15 protein-coding genes are annotated in these 16,625 nt (G+C 41.9%); 4 read left to right on the forward strand and 11 right to left on the reverse strand.

The annotated features are described in order from the left end of the window. Positions 1-187: 187 nt before the first annotated feature. The 10 genes from SWH54_17935 to SWH54_17980 form a co-directional block, all read right to left on the reverse strand. Positions 188-760 carry an isochorismatase family cysteine hydrolase gene (locus tag SWH54_17935; GenBank protein ID MDY6793151.1) on the reverse strand — a complete coding sequence of 191 codons (573 nt, stop codon included), beginning with the start codon at positions 758-760 and terminating at the stop codon, positions 188-190. A gap of 241 nt (positions 761-1,001) precedes the next feature. After that, the gene (locus SWH54_17940; GenBank protein MDY6793152.1) at positions 1,002-1,220 is read right to left on the reverse strand and encodes a hypothetical protein; all 219 of its coding nucleotides are present in this window, start codon (positions 1,218-1,220) and stop codon (positions 1,002-1,004) included. Positions 1,221-1,222: 2 nt separating this feature from the next. After that, complete coding sequence (locus SWH54_17945) at positions 1,223-3,262, reverse strand: 3-hydroxyacyl-CoA dehydrogenase NAD-binding domain-containing protein (protein ID MDY6793153.1); 2,040 nt, start codon at positions 3,260-3,262, stop codon at positions 1,223-1,225. Between the two features lie 193 nt (positions 3,263-3,455). Further along, positions 3,456-4,226 carry an enoyl-CoA hydratase/isomerase family protein gene (locus SWH54_17950; protein MDY6793154.1) on the reverse strand — a complete coding sequence of 257 codons (771 nt, stop codon included), beginning with the start codon at positions 4,224-4,226 and terminating at the stop codon, positions 3,456-3,458. A 134-nt stretch (positions 4,227-4,360) separates the two neighbouring features. Then, positions 4,361-4,795, reverse strand: a complete 435-nt coding sequence (locus SWH54_17955) for a Zn-ribbon domain-containing OB-fold protein (GenBank protein ID MDY6793155.1) — start codon at positions 4,793-4,795, stop codon at positions 4,361-4,363. A 3-nt stretch (positions 4,796-4,798) separates the two neighbouring features. Continuing rightward, positions 4,799-5,965 (reverse strand): acetyl-CoA acetyltransferase, encoded by a 1,167-nt coding sequence (locus SWH54_17960; GenBank protein MDY6793156.1) that lies wholly within the window; start codon positions 5,963-5,965, stop codon positions 4,799-4,801. A gap of 202 nt (positions 5,966-6,167) precedes the next feature. Continuing rightward, complete coding sequence (locus SWH54_17965; protein ID MDY6793157.1) at positions 6,168-6,917, reverse strand: SDR family NAD(P)-dependent oxidoreductase; 750 nt, start codon at positions 6,915-6,917, stop codon at positions 6,168-6,170. A 280-nt stretch (positions 6,918-7,197) separates the two neighbouring features. Then, the gene (locus SWH54_17970) at positions 7,198-7,905 is read right to left on the reverse strand and encodes a hypothetical protein (GenBank protein ID MDY6793158.1); all 708 of its coding nucleotides are present in this window, start codon (positions 7,903-7,905) and stop codon (positions 7,198-7,200) included. 20 nt (positions 7,906-7,925) lie between these two features. Beyond that, positions 7,926-8,807, reverse strand: a complete 882-nt coding sequence (locus SWH54_17975) for a MurR/RpiR family transcriptional regulator (GenBank protein MDY6793159.1) — start codon at positions 8,805-8,807, stop codon at positions 7,926-7,928. 24 nt (positions 8,808-8,831) lie between these two features. Beyond that, positions 8,832-10,520: an ASKHA domain-containing protein gene (locus SWH54_17980; GenBank protein MDY6793160.1), complete on the reverse strand. Its 1,689-nt coding sequence runs from the start codon at positions 10,518-10,520 to the stop codon at positions 8,832-8,834. A 430-nt stretch (positions 10,521-10,950) separates the two neighbouring features. On the opposite strand from SWH54_17980, the gene SWH54_17985 reads away from it, so the two are divergent. Genes SWH54_17985 through SWH54_17995 form a run of 3 tightly spaced genes read left to right on the forward strand, consistent with a single transcriptional unit; the run spans position 10,951 to position 13,881 of the window. After that, entirely contained in the window at positions 10,951-12,402 is a 1,452-nt protein-coding gene (locus SWH54_17985; protein ID MDY6793161.1) for a trimethylamine methyltransferase family protein, read from the forward strand. A gap of 24 nt (positions 12,403-12,426) precedes the next feature. After that, complete coding sequence (locus SWH54_17990) at positions 12,427-13,059, forward strand: corrinoid protein (protein ID MDY6793162.1); 633 nt, start codon at positions 12,427-12,429, stop codon at positions 13,057-13,059. A 21-nt stretch (positions 13,060-13,080) separates the two neighbouring features. Then, positions 13,081-13,881: a dihydropteroate synthase gene (locus tag SWH54_17995; GenBank protein ID MDY6793163.1), complete on the forward strand. Its 801-nt coding sequence runs from the start codon at positions 13,081-13,083 to the stop codon at positions 13,879-13,881. A gap of 261 nt (positions 13,882-14,142) precedes the next feature. Here the strand turns inward: SWH54_17995 and SWH54_18000 are convergent, their stop codons facing one another. Next, positions 14,143-15,033: a MurR/RpiR family transcriptional regulator gene (locus SWH54_18000; protein MDY6793164.1), complete on the reverse strand. Its 891-nt coding sequence runs from the start codon at positions 15,031-15,033 to the stop codon at positions 14,143-14,145. 353 nt (positions 15,034-15,386) lie between these two features. On the opposite strand from SWH54_18000, the gene SWH54_18005 reads away from it, so the two are divergent. Continuing rightward, positions 15,387-16,610, forward strand: coding sequence for an FAD-dependent oxidoreductase (locus tag SWH54_18005; GenBank protein ID MDY6793165.1), 1,224 nt, complete (start codon positions 15,387-15,389; stop codon positions 16,608-16,610). Positions 16,611-16,625 lie beyond the last annotated feature (15 nt).

The raw sequence follows: 16,625 nt of genomic DNA on the forward strand, positions 1-16,625 counted from the left end.
CAATTACTTAATTGCCAGGCATTGAGGCACGCAATTTCGTAACCTGAGGAGCGGACTGATGTCCTTGATAAGCGGCTCTTTGGTTTTTAAAGATTGGCCTTCGGCTTTGTGTTTTTGCCTCGAGCGAAGCGCTCCTCAAACGTTGTGTTCTTCAAGCGAAGCGATCGGTTTTACCGGCTTTTCAGCGTTATGCGTTTAATTCTTCCAAAAGCTCGGTTGATGTGCTGATTTTCAATAACGGGTAAAGCGGATTTCGTCGGTAAATATCCAATGTCTGGTCATGAAGGCTTTGGGTGAAAGCAGTCGAACAGTCTTCAACAATGACTGCCTTGAAATCATGACAGATGGCGTCCATGACCGTGGTCAGGACACAGTAGTTTGTCGCTATTCCACCAACCGCACAAAGGGTAATTCCCCTTTCACGCAGCCAGTCTTCAAGTCCTGTTTTAAAAAATGCGGAAAACCTCGGTTTGGGAAGCCACAGATCTCCATCTTTGCGATCAAGTTCGTCAATCACTTCCGCTCCCTTTGTTCCAGCCAGGGAGTGGGGCGTCATTTTGCTTTTAAATATGAAATCCTGTTTATTAAAGGCATCGGTGGAAAAAACCACCGGCCACCCCCTGCTTCTAAAAGAACTGGTTAGACCGTTAATGGGATCAACAATCTGCCGGGCAAGGGGTGTAATGGGCAAATTCCGTTCATCGATAAAGTTATCTTTGACCATATCGATGATCAAGAGAGCCGGCTTTTCATGATGCATTATTTCGAATGAATCCTTGTTTCATCTGCTTAGAAATTGTTTCAAAACCCATTTTGAGTATCTTTTTTGCCGGCTTTTGCTGCAAATTCTTAGTGAAGCAGAGCGTAAAAATGAAAGCTGTCTGAGTCCCGAGCGAAGCGAGGTCGAGTTCTTTCATTTTAGCAAAGCGAACTTAGAATTTGCCGAAAGCGGCAAACAAATCGAAAAAGGGTTTTTAAACAGCTTCTAAGCACGATACTGCTTAATCAGTTGCCTTCTTCCTGGTATATATCGTTTTATATTTATCCGGCATTGCTTTCATACACGCGATGCAGCCGGACTCTTCATCAGGATTAAACGGTTCAAGGTGAACCTCAAAATCCATTTCCTCATACATTTCAACCACATCTGATAGACGCGGCTCATCATGTGTGGTCTGTTTTTCCCATCCCTGACTAATGAGCTTTTCTTCCCGGGTCAATTTTATTTGCCTTTGAATTCAGGTCGCTTTCTGCCGGCGGAAGAAAGTCCCTCAAGTGCGTCGGCGGTGGAAAATATTTCGCTCAATCTTCCAAGTTCGATTTTCACGGCTTCAGCCATTGTTTTCCCCATCTGCTGGTCGATGATTTCATTTGCAAGTTTCAGCGCAAGGGGCGCCTTGTAACCGACAATCTTGGCTGTTCTGGCACCAAGTTCTTCCGGTACACCTCCCGGGGATTTTCCTGAAAGCAGCTTCTCAACGTTTTCTTTGTTGCATAACTGTGTCATCACTTGAAATTTTTCAGGAATTTCACGCTCAGCATACTTGTCTATCTTCCCTGCGGAAACGAGTTCTTTGATTGCCGATTCAACTTCGGCGGGTTCGACTAATTTGCTAACCACACCCAAATCAAAGGCATCTTTAGCCCCAACGGGGGCTCCGGTGAATGTATAGTATTTAGCCAGTTCAGGCCCTGTGTGTCGGGTAAAACGCAGCATGCCTCCTAAGCCCGGATATATGCCGATTCCGGTTTCGGGAAATGCCATGGATCCTGCAGGGGTGGCAACGATGGCCTGACAGGATAGGGCCAGCTCGCTTCCACCACCAAGGGAAAGTCCGTCTAAAAGTGCGATGGTCAGCTTTTGGGAGTTTTCAATCCTGAGGAAAAGTTCATGCCCTTTTCTGGTAAATTCAACGATGTCAGAAACTTTATCGGCCTTTATGTTTTTAACAAAATAACGGATGTCCGCCCCTGCAACAAATGCCTTTCCTGCACCCTCAAAAACAATGGCATCTACCGCCGGATTTTTCTCCGCTTCGGAAAAACGCGCCTCAAGCTGGGAAACGACCGCCTCGTTTAAAGCATTCATTGCCTCTGGACGGTTTAAGGTGATATATGCGATGTTGTCTTTTATATTGAGATCGACAAAGTTAAAGGCAAACGCCTGCCCCAGCTTCTTTTGTTTTACCAGGATTTGCGGCATGTTAAAATCTGGATAAATTTTGCTAATGGCTTCCACATTTTCATAGGTTTTGTCAATGCCGATCCTGTTCATCAGTTCGAATGGGCCGAAAATCCATCGCAATCCGATTTTTGCCCCACGGTCTGTATCTTCTATGGAGGCAACACCTTCATCCACCAGGGCTGCCGCTACGCCAAGACACACACCGTTGAACCGGTCCACAGCCGTCTGGATCCTGGATTCGTCCACTTCGCCTTCGATATCCCAGTTTTCTCCTTTTTCCATCTGTTTTTTAAGGATTTCACATGGGGCATAAAAAGGGCCAAGCTCATCACCAAGGGTGGTTGCGGTATGCACTGCGATTGGGATACCGGTGACATTCATAAGCAAAAAGGGACCCATGTCTATCTTAAAGGCACGCTTGGCGGCTTCTTCGATAGTGGGGATACCAGCCACACCTTCTTCAAGCATACGGGCCGCTTCATTTAAAAATGGTACAAAAAAGCGATTGACCGCAAATCCCGGTGCGTCTTTTACAAGAATGGAAGTTTTGCCGTGAAGCTTTGCTGCAAGAAGTGATTTCTCAATGGTTTCATCGCTTGTGGTTTGGTGAGGGATGACTTCAAGGAGGCGATTTTTGGCCGGATGAAAGAAATAGTGGAGCCCGATAAAACGATCCGGACGGGAGGTCAGCTCGGCAAAGTCACGCACAAAAAAACTTGAAGTGTTGGTGGCAAGGATCGTCTTGTCCGAGCAAATTTCATCGAGCTTTTTAAAAAGATCGGATTTTACCTTTTTATCTTCAAACACCGCTTCGATCACAAGATCTGCATCGGCAACTTCCTTAAAGTCGATTGTTCCTTTGATTCGAGAGAGTGTGTCTTCAACCTGTTGAGGCTTAAAAATCTTCCGTTCCACCCCTTCCTCGAGCAGGCCTTTAATAATTCCTAGACCGCGCTGAACAAACTCGTCCTTCATGTCTACCATTACCACATTTATGCCTTCCTGAGCTATTTTTTGAGCAATACCGCTTCCCATATTGCCCGCACCTATGACGCCTATTTTGTTAATTTGAGCCATGTGGCCTCCTCTTTTATGTGACTTGTTCCATGTTGCGTGTTACGAGTTTGGAGTTGTGGGTAATGAGTTGAAAATCTATTTGAATATTTTCTGGGCAACCCGAAACGCGTGGACCGTAACGATTTATAAGATACAAAAATAAGTTGTTGCAAAACAAAGCTGATAAGTTAGCTTGTAGGGCTGTTCAACTGTATTATTTGTTTTTCCAGTCAGGCCTGCGTTTTTCTTCAAAACTCATTATACCCTCAAGCGTATCTTCGGTTTTCATCAGAGTATTGAGGAAAAGGTCACTTACCTGCTGCACTGATACTTTAAAGTCCAATCCAAGATTTTCCCTGACTGCAAGTTTGTTCAGGCGGAGAATAAGCGGACTGTTGGTTTTTATTTCGCCAATCAGTTTTTCAAGGTCTTCGGTGAATTGGTCATCATCGACCACCTGGGTAACAAAACCGATGGCGCGGGCTTCATCCGCAGAATAAATCCTTCCTGTGGTACAGACTTCAATGGCCTTTGCCGGGCCCACAAGTTGGGGCAGTCGTATAGCCGCATAAGGGGGAAGGAAACCAATTTTAACTTCCGGCTGCCCGAACTTGGCACTTTTACCGGCAAGAACCATATCACACGCAATGGCATACTCCATTCCCCCGCCAAGGCAGGCGCCATGAACCGCGGCAATGGTCGGTACTTCAATTGCATGGATCAGTTCAAAAGAGCGGTTAAATGTGGCTATCATGTCATGCACCATGTCCGGTTTATGATCACCAACTTCCACACCTGCACACCAGCTTCTTCCCTCGCCAAGAAAAACAACACATTTAAGATCATTGTCATTGGCAAGCTCTTTTAGCATGGCGTTGAACTCATTCATCATTTCAATATTAAATACATTGTGCTTCGGTCTGGCAAAAGTGATTCGCGCAACACCATCAGCGATTTCGACCTTTAAATATTTAGATTCAGACATAATCAATTTCCTTTGAATAAATTATTCCGTAATTTATTGGTTCATGGCTGATAGCTGACAGTCAATCGCCTGTCCGCCGCAGGCGGATTACTATAAGCTATGAGCTAAGAGCTCTTTGCTTTCTGCCTTTCTTTTTAAGCCTTTTGAAAAACATAATTCAACTGCTCATTGGATGTCTTATTCACCACCGTTTTCATTTCCATACCGATTTCGATTTCACTTTCAGCCACTTCTTTAGCAATTCTCCCGAATACTTTATACTTTCCGTAATCCAGCAGTGCAATGTTATAGGGCACGTCATCTTGAAAACCGACCGGTGCAAATTTCAGTTCACTGTAAGTTAATAGTTTTCCTGTTCCTGAAACTTCAAACCATTCCACGTTGCTTGCCAGACACTGATAACAATCTGACCTGGGCGGAAAGAAAACAAGACCGCAGTCCTTGCACCGGGTACCCATAACCTTGCCGCCCTCCAGAAAGTCAATAAAATCATTTGTTTTCGTGATGGAGGTAAAACTTACCGTGCCAAATTTCTTAAACCGATCGTCCACCTCTTTTTTTTTCCCCATTTTCTACCTCCCTAATATGGAAACATTTCCGTAAAGACCCACACCGCCAATATTATGAACCAGTCCGATTTCCGGGTTTTTGACCTGGATATCTCCGGCTTCGTCTCTAAGTTGTAGCACAATGGTTCTGATCTGTGAACCGCCTGTAGCGCCTATGGGATGCCCCTTGGATAAAAGCCCACCATCGACATTCACCGGTATGCTGCCTTCTTTGTATGTTTCTTTACCCTTAATCAGTTCTTTTCCTTCTCCTGGTTTGGCAAACCCAAGATTTTCATAGGCCATCATTTCCGCAATGGTAAAACAATCGTGTACCTCTGCCACGTCAACATCTTTTGGCGAAATCCCTGCCATTTTGTAAGCCTGATCTGCTGCATGCTGAGCGGCAGAAAGACCGGTAAACAAATCCCTTCCCGCTAAATTTACACTGGTGGTCGCCGCACCTAAACCCAGTATCCAGACCGGTTTTTTACAAAGGGCTTTGGCTTTTTCTTCGCTTGCGACGATGACGCATGAACTTCCGTCTGCATTTGCGCAGCAGTCTCCTACCCGAAGCGGACTGGCCACAGGTCCGGCCATCCTGTTTTCAGGATCTGAAAACATTTCAAAGGTTACCGGCTTGCGGTAAACGGCCTTTTCATTAAGCTGGCCGTAAGTGGCTGCTTTTACCCTTATACGAGCCAGATCATCCAGCGTTGTCCCGTATTTTTCCATGTGCGCCTTTGCATACATGGCATAATAGGCAGGCATCATCGTCCCAAACGGGCTTTCCCACTGGATATCAGCGCCACGCCCCATCCGCTCCTGAGATTCAGACGATGATATTTCCGACATTTTCTGAAACCCGATCACCGCCACCACATCATGAAGGCCTGATTTGACAAGGGAATAAGCAAGCTTTAAACCCATACTACTTGATGAACACAGGCTTTCCACATAAAAAGTGGGCTGGGGGTTAAGTCCCAAGTATTCAGCAAAAACTCCCGCAGGTGACCGCTGTTTGTCATACTCAGGAGCGCTGCAGATAACAGATGCATCTATATTCTCTGTTTTTATCTGTGCATCCTTCATTGATTCTTTAAATCCCTCAAAGGCCAGCTCCCTGATTGACCCCGGATAACTCCGGACAAAGCTGCTTTGACCCACACCTATGATTGCTACTTTTCCCATAGATCACCTCTTTTTGTTAACTCAAGTCTTGCACCCTGGACTTCCGTGACTATCAAGACGGTAATGGCTAAAAATAATATTTTTAGTTATTACCGTCTAACGTTTTTGATAAATGAAAGAGTGTGAAACTTGAGTTATAAAATTAAATTTCATAGCTGATTGCTAACAGCAAAAACAAGAAACACTTCTTGCTCTTAATTGATTAAATATATTGTCCTCCATCAACCTTGATCACTTCACCGGTAACATGTTTGGCCTTATCCGATGCCAGGAAAACGACTACATTTGCAAGATCCTCCGGTTGGCCGACACGCTTTAACACGATTTCGTTCATCGCCATATCGATGATTTTGTCACGGGAGTCTGATTCTTTCAGCATGGTGGTCTCAATCAGTCCCGGTGCCACCGCATTGACGTTTACGTTGAATGCGCCCAGCTCTTTTGCTACGGCCTTGGTAAAACCAATGATTCCGGCCTTGGAAGCGGAGTAGTTGGATTGCCCGAATTTACCTCGCAGGCCGTTTATGGATGTAATGTTGATAATTTTCCCGTATTTCCGATTTTTGAAAATCGGGGCGACCTGGCGGGTAAAATTAAAATAGCCTTTTAGGTTGACCTCGATCACGCGGTCCCACTGTTCTTCTGACATTTTCCAGGATACGCCGTCCCAGTTCATTCCCGCGTTGTTTACCAGGATGTCAATTCCGCCAAACTCGTCGATGGCTGTTTTAACAACGCTTTCGGCTTCAGAAAATGAGGAAATGTCGCATTTGACTGCAAGGGCTTTTCTGCCCATTTGGCGTATTTCCTCGGCATATTTTTTAGCCTCGGTATCGTGCTTACGATAGGTCAGGCATACATTTGCGCCTTCGCGGGCAAGTTCTAAAGAAGCAGCGGCCCCAATCCCTTGTGAGCCTCCGGTGACCAACGCATTTTTACCTTCTAAAAGCATTTTTTTCTCCTTGTTTTATCTCTATTTGCCGGTTTTGTTAAAGTTAAATTGAAGCTACATTACAGCTACTTTTTAACTTAGTCAAGAAAAATAGTATTTGACGATTTTAAAGAATTCATTTCTTCGGTTTCTTCTTCAAAACCATCCCATATTATAGCTATGCATTGATGTCTGACGGTCAGACGAAAAAAGCAAAGAAGGTTTTAACGCAGCGCATCGAAGGAAACCCGCAAGATAAAATTACAATAAACAGATTGAAAGTAATACAACATAACGGTTTTTACTTTTTTTTCATTCCATAGCAGTATTGATTGCAAATATCAGCATTGGAACAATATTGGCACATGGTTCCAACTTTATGATCAGGATACTCATGACCCATCCCTATTATGGATGTTACTGATTTAAAAGGCTTTAAAACAGAAGCCTCATTGATTTGAACACCTATTAAACCTGGGTCAAGTATTTTTGTTATCTGTTTTTGACCCAAAAGAGACCAGCCTTTTAAAGAACCAGGACTTAAAATGCCACCCACGCCCCATGATCTTTGCGCGGCTTCTTTCTCTACAATTTTATTTATAATATCTCCTGTTTTCCCAAGCATTAAAACACCGATAGAATCAAGAAGATAAGATTGTAAATAATTACCGGCCTTGTTATTTTTATCACTTTCTTTATCAATGGCTCCACCAATTGTATACAGAAATACAAAAATCATTTGTGCAGGTTTTAGAAGATTGACATTTGAACCTATATTTAAAACATATTCTTCCTTGGAGTTGCTCCCTTTAACCTGTAAATTTGTATGATTTATTTCTTCCACCTGCATTAACTTGTAGACAATTGCCGGGGTGCAAAGTTTACATGCTTTACTAAAAGCTTTTATCGCCTCTTTTTTTACCGCATAAGTTATGTTGGTATCCTTTTTAAGAAAATTTAATAGTTCGTCAATGGAAAAATCAATTTTTATGTTATCTAAAACAGGCATGAAGAATTTTGTTCATGGAGTTATGGGGTCATGTTATCATCTTTTTCAAAATTGAAAAGTATATCATTTTCCAAATAAAGCTGTTCCAGTTTTTCCTGATGTTGTTTCAGCTTATCTCCTCTTTTTTTGGCAAGTGCATGTACAATATAATTTATAAGAAATGTCAAAGATGTAAGATCTCCTAAAAATGGTATTTGACTGGTAGATGCTATAAGGCTGTGGTTGCAAAACTGCATTAAAGGGCATGATCTGCTGTCAGTTAAAAGTATCAGCTTATACCCCAGCCTTCGTACAATTTTACCGGTTTTAATAAGCTCGTTAGGATATCTTGAGGTTGCAATAGTTACAACTACAGCTTTAGGATGTGCAATTGAAAGCCAGTCAAGTGATGTCCTGTCACTCCCCTTAAGAATATTTATATTATTCCTGATTTTTGTCATTGTCCATCCCATATAATAAGCAGGGGCATATGACAGCCGTGAGCCAATAATATAAACAGCACCGGAACTGTCAAGCAAAGAGACAATTTTTTCAAGTTCATCCATATCAATGTTGCACAGGCTTTCAAGGTTGTTGATTTCCCGCATTATAGATTTTTTAAAATCCCTGGGTCCTTTATATCCATCCAATTCTGAAAGCTTACTTCTTTCAGTCAGGGTCAGCTCTGTGTCAATATGACTTTTTAAACCTTTGAGAAACTGGCTGTAACTTTTATACCCAATTTTGCGAACAAACCTTACTACAGTTGCTTCGCTGGCATTGACCTGTTTTCCAAGTTTTCTTGTGGTCATAAATACAGCATCCCCGGGATTTGCAAGAATAAACTTCGCAAGCTGTTTTCCCTTGGATGTAAGTATTGCTTCTCTTATTTTATGCTTTAAGCTTTTTGCTGATTTGTTCATATGATACCACCAACCAATTAATATTTATGGAAAACTGAGGTTTTTAATAAAACTATCCATAAATTCAGGTGAGTTTGCTAGTTCCAGATGTTCCATGGTTTTTAGATTTTTTTCAAGAAAGTAGCGTTGATTAACGTCTGTTAAAAGGGTTATGCTCCCGTCTATAGACGCATTTCCAATAAAAACCAGTTTTTCTGCTGTGTGTTCAGGGATAATACCTATTCTTTCCATATTATAAGGATTTAAATATTTCCCAAAGCCTCCTGCAAGATATAGTTTATCAATCTTGTCAGGGCTTATATTCCCCTTTTTAAGAATAATATCAATGCCGCTTCTGATTGCTCCTTTTGCCATCTGAATCTGGCGGATATCTTTCTGGGTAAGATAAATACCCTTTCCATATAAAAAAGATTTTTTATTATTAACCTGTACAACCCGAGCCTTATTCTCTTGCTTTGGGGAATCAGTATCTTTATTTAACAATAATTTTCCTGATGAATCAAGAGCACCTGTCTTTAAAAGTGCTGCAATAAAGTCAACAATGCCGCTTCCACATACGCCCCTGATTTCACTATTCCCAATTGTCTGAAATTTAAAATGTGAATTTACTATTTCAACATGCTCGATTGCTCCATATTCCGCTCTCATGCCTGAAGATATACTCATACCTTCAAAAGCAGGGCCTGTTGCAGTTGCTGTAGTATAACGTCTACCGCGGGCATTGAGACATATTTCACCATTAGTCCCAAGGTCAATATAAATAATGACTTTATCGTCATTAAAAAAATCAGAACAGGAAAGCAAACCTGCACTGATGTCGGAACCGACATATGCATGAATCACAGGTGGAAGATAGACTCGTGCGGAGTTATTTACTTTAAGGCCAAAATCTTTAGCTGGATATGATTTCCCTCCAATAATATCAAATTTAAAAGGCACTACTCCCAACGGAGAGGGATCAATTCCTGCTGCCAGTTGAAGCATGGTTGTATTGCCTCCAATGGTGACATCAATTACTTCATTTTTTTTGAATTTTAATGTTCTGCATGTTGTATCAAGAAGCCTGTTAAGTTCATTTTGAACCAGCTTTGTCATCTCTTTAAGCCCGGCCGGAGTTGAGGCATGCTGGATCCTGGTGATAACATCATGCCCGAGGGCAGTCTGAGGATTTAGACTTGAATCTGATGCAAGTATCTTTCCGGTTTTCAAAGAGACAAGAGAGACTGCAATGGTTGTTGTACCAATATCAATAGCAAATCCTGTGGGCTCATACTCAGACTCCCAGGAAAAAGGTTTTGATGTATCAGCTTCCCTGTCATATTTTAGTTTGAAATCGCCATTCCGTGAAATTATTTCAATGGCCGGGTCAAGTATATCCCGAAAAATTTTTTGCGCTTCAAGAATTTTACCTTTTGGAGCAGTATCCTGTTGATAAGAAAAATTCTCTCCAAGTTTTACAGATATATCCTGTTCAGGGACAAGCTGACATGCCAGCCTTAATCCCTGGGCAGCTTCTTCTTTGGTAATATCTTTATGTGGAGTGAAAGGAACTTTGTCGGAATTTTGAACCCAGACCCTGCATTTACCGCAAACACCTTTGCCGCCACAGGGTGTCTCTATTTTTATTCCTGCTTTTTCAATAGCTTGATACAAATTCATTCCCTTTTCAATTTCAATATTTATATCTAATTCTTTTATATAAACATTAATCATACAATTCTCCTTTAAATAAAGGTAACTACTCAGGTGGATAGGCTGAAGACTGAAGACTGTTAGGAAAAAGCGTATTTTGAAGCCATGTTTGGTTCAACAATCACATTCCGTCTAAATAAGACAATCGTGTTCTTCTGACCCCTTCAGCCTTCAGTCTAAACAGCTTTAGCCTGACTACGTTAGTAGTTACAAATAAGGTTCGTTTAAATCAGATAAAATGTAATACTAACATGCAATATTAATGTTTTAGAAGTCAATAGATATCTTTTTTCTATTAATTTTATATTTATTGATAGGTTTTGTTACATTTTTCTTGACACGTAATAAAATAGATGCCATTTCGATAAATAATAGCAGTTATAATTAACGCTTCAGACCTCGTTTAGTAGTTAAGTTGCCGAGGTCTAAAATCAAAGCAAAGGAGAAAATTATGGAATTAAAAGGTTTGCAGGGTGGACAATACCGCCCTCTTTCTGAAGAACAGGTAAAAACAATACATAATGCATCTCTGACTATTCTGGAAAAAACAGGAATAAGCTACGAGGAAGGTCTTGGCAGCACTGCTGAAATGCTTGAAAAAAATGGTGCTTTACTAGACAGAGATAAAAGAAAAATCAAATTTTCAAAAGATCTACTCATGGATCAGGCGGCAAAGGCTCCTGAGCAGGTTATTCTCTATGGGCAGGATAGCAAAAATGATCTTAATCTTTCTGAAGATCGTGTTTACCTGGGAACCGGGGGAGCCGCCATCAAAATAATTGATCCTGAAACTGATGAAGTAAGATCCACGACTCTGGCAGACCTTTATAATGTTTCAAGGCTTGTGGGTCAGTTGGATAATATTCATTTTCTGGTAAGACCCTGTATTCCAACTGATATACCTGAAAATGCCTACGACATAAACATGTATTACGCATGCCTTAAGGCAACAACCAAGCATGTTATGTCAGGAGTTAATAATGTAGAAGGTTTCCATAAAGTGCTTGATCTTGCTTCAATGATTGCAGGCGGAAAGGACAAATTCAAAAAAAGACCTTTTATTTCGATAATAACTTCTTTTGCAATAAGTCCCTTAAAACTCTGTACCCAGTCCACGCATATAATGCAGGAAGCCAACCGTCATAATATTCCTGTTGCCTTGTCCTGCGCTCCCATGGCAGGCTCCACATCTCCTCTTACCATGGCGGGAACACTTGCTCAGATCCATGCTGAACAGCTTGTTGGAATAACTATCTGCCAGCTTACAAATCCCGGAGCACCGATTCTTTATGGGGGAATTCCAGGCATGGCAAATCTTAAAACCATGGGATATTTAGGCGGAGCTGTTGAATGCGGCATGATGAATGCTGCAATCCATCAGCTTTCACGCTTTGTCAAAGTTCCAAATTATAATTCATCAGGACTTACCGATTCCAAGGTTCCGGATGCTCAGGCCGGATGGGAAAAAGCATTAACAGCTGCTCTTGCCTCCATGGGTGGCTCCAATTATATTCATCACAGTGCAGGAATGCTTGAATCAATGCTTACTATTGCGCATGAGCAGTTTGTGATTGATGATGAAATCATTGGAAACTGCTGCAAGATTTTAAAGGGAATTGATGTTGACCCTGAACATCTTGCAATAGAAGTTATAGAATCCGTCGGTCCCGGTGGAAATTTCATGGTATCACCCCATACAATGACCCATATGAGAACAGAATATTTTAATGGTATTGGAGTCACAGATAATAAAAGTCGTGCCAAATGGGAAAAGGAAGGTTCTCTTGATGCCAGGGCAAGGGCAAAAAAAATTGCAAAAGAACTTCTTGAAAAAAGTGAAACTTCATATATTCCGGATGAAATTGATAAAGCAATCAGGGAAAAATATGAAATATTACTATAAAAATTTATAAAAGGGGAAAATATAATGACTGATTTTAATGAAATTAAAGAATCTCTGGTAGGGTGTGATGAACCAAAACTTGTTCAACTGGTAAATGATGCCCTGGAACAAAAAATTCCTGCGGTGGATATCCTGAATAAAGGGCTTATTGCAGGTATGGATATTGTTGGTGATAAAATGGAAAATGAAGAGATGTTTATCCCTGAGGTTCTTATGGCAGCCCAGGCAATGAGCAGCTGCGTTACGGTTTTAAAACCCCTTCTTGGTGATGAGGACAGTGTGGGAGGAGGGACTGTTGTCATTGGAACTGTTAAAGGGGATCTCCACGATATCGGGAAAAACCTTGTTGCTATGATGATTGAAAGTGGTGGAATGACTGTTCATAATCTTGGAGTTGATGTTTCACCGGAACAATTTGTTGAACAGGCCAAAGAAAAGAATGCAAATATTATCTGTCTTTCCGCACTTCTTACCACAACAATGCCAATGATGAAACAGACCATTGATGCTGTTGCTGAAAGCGGTTTAAGGCAACAAGTTAAAATAATGATAGGCGGTGCCCCTGTAACCCAGGCATTTGCCGATGAAATTGGAGCAGATGGTTTTGCAGCTGATGCAGGTTCTGCTGTAAAAGCTGCTAAAGCTTTTATGCTATAGTAACAAGGAGGGATATCGGATATGTTTGAAGTCATAGGCGAACGAATAAATACTTCGAGAAAAAATGTACAAACCGCTGTTGCCGATAGAAATGCTTCCTATATTCAGGATGACGTAAAAAAGCAGCTTGATGCAGGATCAAATTATATTGATGTTAACGCAGGTGCCAGAATTGGTCGTGAAAAGGAGGATATGAAGTGGCTTCTTGATACAATTCTACCCATTGCCACCGTGCCTCTCTGCCTTGACAGTCCTGATCCGGCTATTCTTGAGATGGCTTTTAAAATGGTTGATAAAACTCCCATGATAAATTCTATCAGTCTTGAAAAAGACCGGTTTGAAGCCATGATTCCATTTTTAAAAAACAACGATTGTAAAATTATTGGACTTTGTATGGATGATGCAGGCATGCCGTCTTCATCCGAAGATATAATAGCAAGGGCTGAAAAACTTGTTAAAGAGCTTGAAAATATTGGATCTAATCAGGATTCCATCTACCTTGATCCTCTTGTCCAGCCCATTAGTACAGACAGCACAAAAGGAACAATGGTGCTCAATGCTGTGAGAAGCATAAAAAACAAATTCCCTAAAGTACATATTACAGGCGGACTTTCAAATATTTCATATGGACTCCCGCAAAGAAAAATTATTAACAGAACCTTCGTGGCTCTTATGATGGAAGCCGGCATGGATTCTGCCATAATTGATCCTCTGGATTCGGCAATTATGGCAACAATAAAAACAGCAGATATGCTTCTTGGAAATGATAATTTTTGCGGGAATTATCTCAAAGGAGTTCGAGCTGGTGCAATTCTGAGTTAAACGGGTGGTTTGATGAAGACCCTTCGAATGCTTCTAAAAGGCTATGAACGTCGAACATCGAACATCCAACGTCGAATTCTGAATAAGGTATTCTGACTATTTATAAGCTGGCGGAGCGAAGCGATTTCATTCATTAGATTTTCAACGTTCGCTGTTCTGCAAACACTTTACTCTACCGTATTTTTCTTATTGATACTATTGAGTATTTTTATTCTCGCCGTAACGATAAAACCGATTAGGATCGCTCGGGCATAACGGGTGCTACCTTTTTCCGGGGATTTCGGTTTCTAAGTTGAAAAGAACATCATTTTCCCAATAGGCCTGTTCAAGCTTTTCCTGATGCCCAATAAGTGCTTCCCCACGCTGGCTGGCCAATTCCTGAATGAGATAATTAGTCAGGCATGAGATGGTCGTCGGACTGCCGATGTAAGGAATATGTCGCGAAGGAGCAATCAATGCGGTGTTGGCAAACTGAATAAGCGGGCAGGTGGAGCTGTCTGTGATGACCAGCAGCTTTTGTTCCAATCGGCGTGCGAGCTTGCCGATGCGTATTAACTCGTTAGGATACCGTGTAGTGGCAATAATGACCGCCAGGCTGTCTTCAGGCGCAATGGTCAGCCAGTCTATGGTGGTGCGATCACTTCCTTTTAATATATGAATATTCTGACGGACTTTAGTCAGGGACCATCCCATATAATACGAAAGAGTGTAGGAAAGGCGTGATCCAATCACATAAATATGGCTTGATTTAAGCAGCAGGTCCACCGCTTCGCCAATCAGCGTCATATCTATGGTTTCAAACAATTGCCTCAGGTTGTCCATCTCTTCAGATACTACCCGACGAAAGCGTTCGGAACCCGGGCTTTTCATGTCGGTAAAGTTCAAACGTTCCAGCATCGTCAGCTCGGTATCAACAAAATCCCTTAAAATTTGCTGAAACTCGCCATACCCGTAAAATCCGAGTTGGTTTACAAAACGAACCACTGTTGCTTCGCTGACGTTGCATGCTTCGGACAGCTCTTTTGTAGTCATAAATACAGCTTTACGGGCGTTTTCAGTAATATAATCTCCGAGAATACGTGCTTTGGGCGTTAATTCTGAGTAGTAATCATAAATTTTTTGAATCAGCGGATGTAGTTGTGTACCTGCCATGGCAATTCCCCTTTAATGAAATGATATTTTTTATTCCAAAGATAGGTTTCATTTTTTTTATTTCAACTCTTTTTCTGTCTTCAAAACGATATTTAACATAGTTGGCAGAAAATTACAATAAGTAGCATAAAATTTTATATGACTATAAAACTTTTAAATATAGCCATTTATGATATGTTAAAGTTTTCTTTAGCTTGATAAAACATAACTGAACAGGTTTTTATTTCGGACGTTGCAAAATAATATCAATGAAAGATATTTTTATTCTTGACATTAAATCTTTCGTATGGCAATGCTTTCTTTCATTGTAGAAACCTTATCTCATATTCCTTATTTAATTGGAATTAAACCATATGTTTTATAAATACAAACGGTTATGGGCTCTACCCACGAGCCTTCGCTCTAATTATGACGCTGTAATTATTGGCGGTGGCCTGCACGGTTTAGCAACCGCCTATTTTTTAGCGCGTAATCATGGAATGCGCCGTGTAGCGGTTATTGAAAAACGATACATTGGTTTTGGCGGCTCCGGTCGCAATACAGCCATTGTCCGTGCCAACCAGCGAACCCAGGAAAATCTCCCCCTTTATAAAGAAGCCCTTGAACTCTGGCCGGTATTGACCCGCGAGCTTGACTTTAATCTTATGTTTTATAACTGCGGAAATCTGAACCTGGCCCACAGCGAAGCCGCACTTAAAGCCATGCGAATGCAAGTGGCCTCGGCCCAGTTCCACGGGATTGAAAGCCGGCTTGTCGATCCCATGCAATGCAAGGAACTTATTCCTGCCCTGGATATTTCCGACAGACCTCGATATCCGATTTTCGGAGGAATGTACCATCCGCCCGGCGGAATTGTTCGCCATGATGCCCTGGTTTGGGGACTGGCCAAAGGAGCCGCTAAACAAGGTATCCACATTCATCAGGGAACAGAAGTCACCGGTATCGGTATGGAAAACGGAAAAATTGTTTCCGTGGATACAGACAAAGGTAAAGTGCATACACCGTGCGTACTTAACGCAGCCGGGGCTTATACAGCCGCTCTTTCTTATCAAATGCTCAGGATACGCCTGCCAATCAGTGCGCTCACCATTCAGGCCATGGTTACACAACCGTTAAAGCCCTTGTTAAACCATGTGGTTTCTTCCGGTTCGTACCATTGTTACGCCAACCAGACGCTCAAAGGTGAAATCGCGACCGGCGCCCATATGGATCCCTGGCCTAATTACACAACCCAGAACACGGCTCATTATATCAAGCATCAGGCAGAAGCCCTTACTGAAATGATGCCATGCCTGAAAGGTATTAAATTTATGAGGATTTGGGGAGGTATAGCTGATATGACACCGGATATGGCACCGATCATGGATGGCAACAACCCTGTTAAAGGCTATTTTATGGACTGTGGCTGGGGCTACTTTGGGTTCAAATCATCCACAGTCACCGGCAAATATATGGCTCAGTTCATGGCCACCGGCGAATGTCCGGAAATTCTCAAACCCTTTACCCTGCGGCGGTTTGAACAGCATCGTCTGATGGGAGAAACAGCAGCGCTGGTTAACTACAGCCCGGACAATTAAGATGGCGTCATAAAA

The sequence above is a fragment of the Thermodesulfobacteriota bacterium genome, assembly GCA_034189135.1.
Taxonomy (GTDB): domain Bacteria; phylum Desulfobacterota; class Desulfobacteria; order Desulfobacterales; family JAUWMJ01; genus JAUWMJ01.

Excerpts from the sequence above, each read along its gene's own strand:
- SWH54_17935 (MDY6793151.1), bottom strand. The coding sequence starts at position 760 with ATGCATCATGAAAAGCCGGCTCTCTTGATCATCGATATGGTCAAAGAT.
- SWH54_17945 (MDY6793153.1), bottom strand. The coding sequence starts at position 3,262 with ATGGCTCAAATTAACAAAATAGGCGTCATAGGTGCGGGCAATATGGGA.
- SWH54_17950 (MDY6793154.1), bottom strand. The coding sequence starts at position 4,226 with ATGTCTGAATCTAAATATTTAAAGGTCGAAATCGCTGATGGTGTTGCG.
- SWH54_17955 (MDY6793155.1), bottom strand. The coding sequence starts at position 4,795 with ATGGGGAAAAAAAAAGAGGTGGACGATCGGTTTAAGAAATTTGGCACG.
- SWH54_17960 (MDY6793156.1), bottom strand. The coding sequence starts at position 5,965 with ATGGGAAAAGTAGCAATCATAGGTGTGGGTCAAAGCAGCTTTGTCCGG.
- SWH54_17965 (MDY6793157.1), bottom strand. The coding sequence starts at position 6,917 with ATGCTTTTAGAAGGTAAAAATGCGTTGGTCACCGGAGGCTCACAAGGG.
- SWH54_17970 (MDY6793158.1), bottom strand. The coding sequence starts at position 7,905 with ATGCCTGTTTTAGATAACATAAAAATTGATTTTTCCATTGACGAACTA.
- SWH54_17975 (MDY6793159.1), bottom strand. The coding sequence starts at position 8,807 with ATGAACAAATCAGCAAAAAGCTTAAAGCATAAAATAAGAGAAGCAATA.
- SWH54_17980 (MDY6793160.1), bottom strand. The coding sequence starts at position 10,520 with ATGATTAATGTTTATATAAAAGAATTAGATATAAATATTGAAATTGAA.
- SWH54_17985 (MDY6793161.1), top strand. The coding sequence starts at position 10,951 with ATGGAATTAAAAGGTTTGCAGGGTGGACAATACCGCCCTCTTTCTGAA.
- SWH54_17990 (MDY6793162.1), top strand. The coding sequence starts at position 12,427 with ATGACTGATTTTAATGAAATTAAAGAATCTCTGGTAGGGTGTGATGAA.
- SWH54_17995 (MDY6793163.1), top strand. The coding sequence starts at position 13,081 with ATGTTTGAAGTCATAGGCGAACGAATAAATACTTCGAGAAAAAATGTA.
- SWH54_18000 (MDY6793164.1), bottom strand. The coding sequence starts at position 15,033 with ATGGCAGGTACACAACTACATCCGCTGATTCAAAAAATTTATGATTAC.
- SWH54_18005 (MDY6793165.1), top strand. The coding sequence starts at position 15,387 with ATGTTTTATAAATACAAACGGTTATGGGCTCTACCCACGAGCCTTCGC.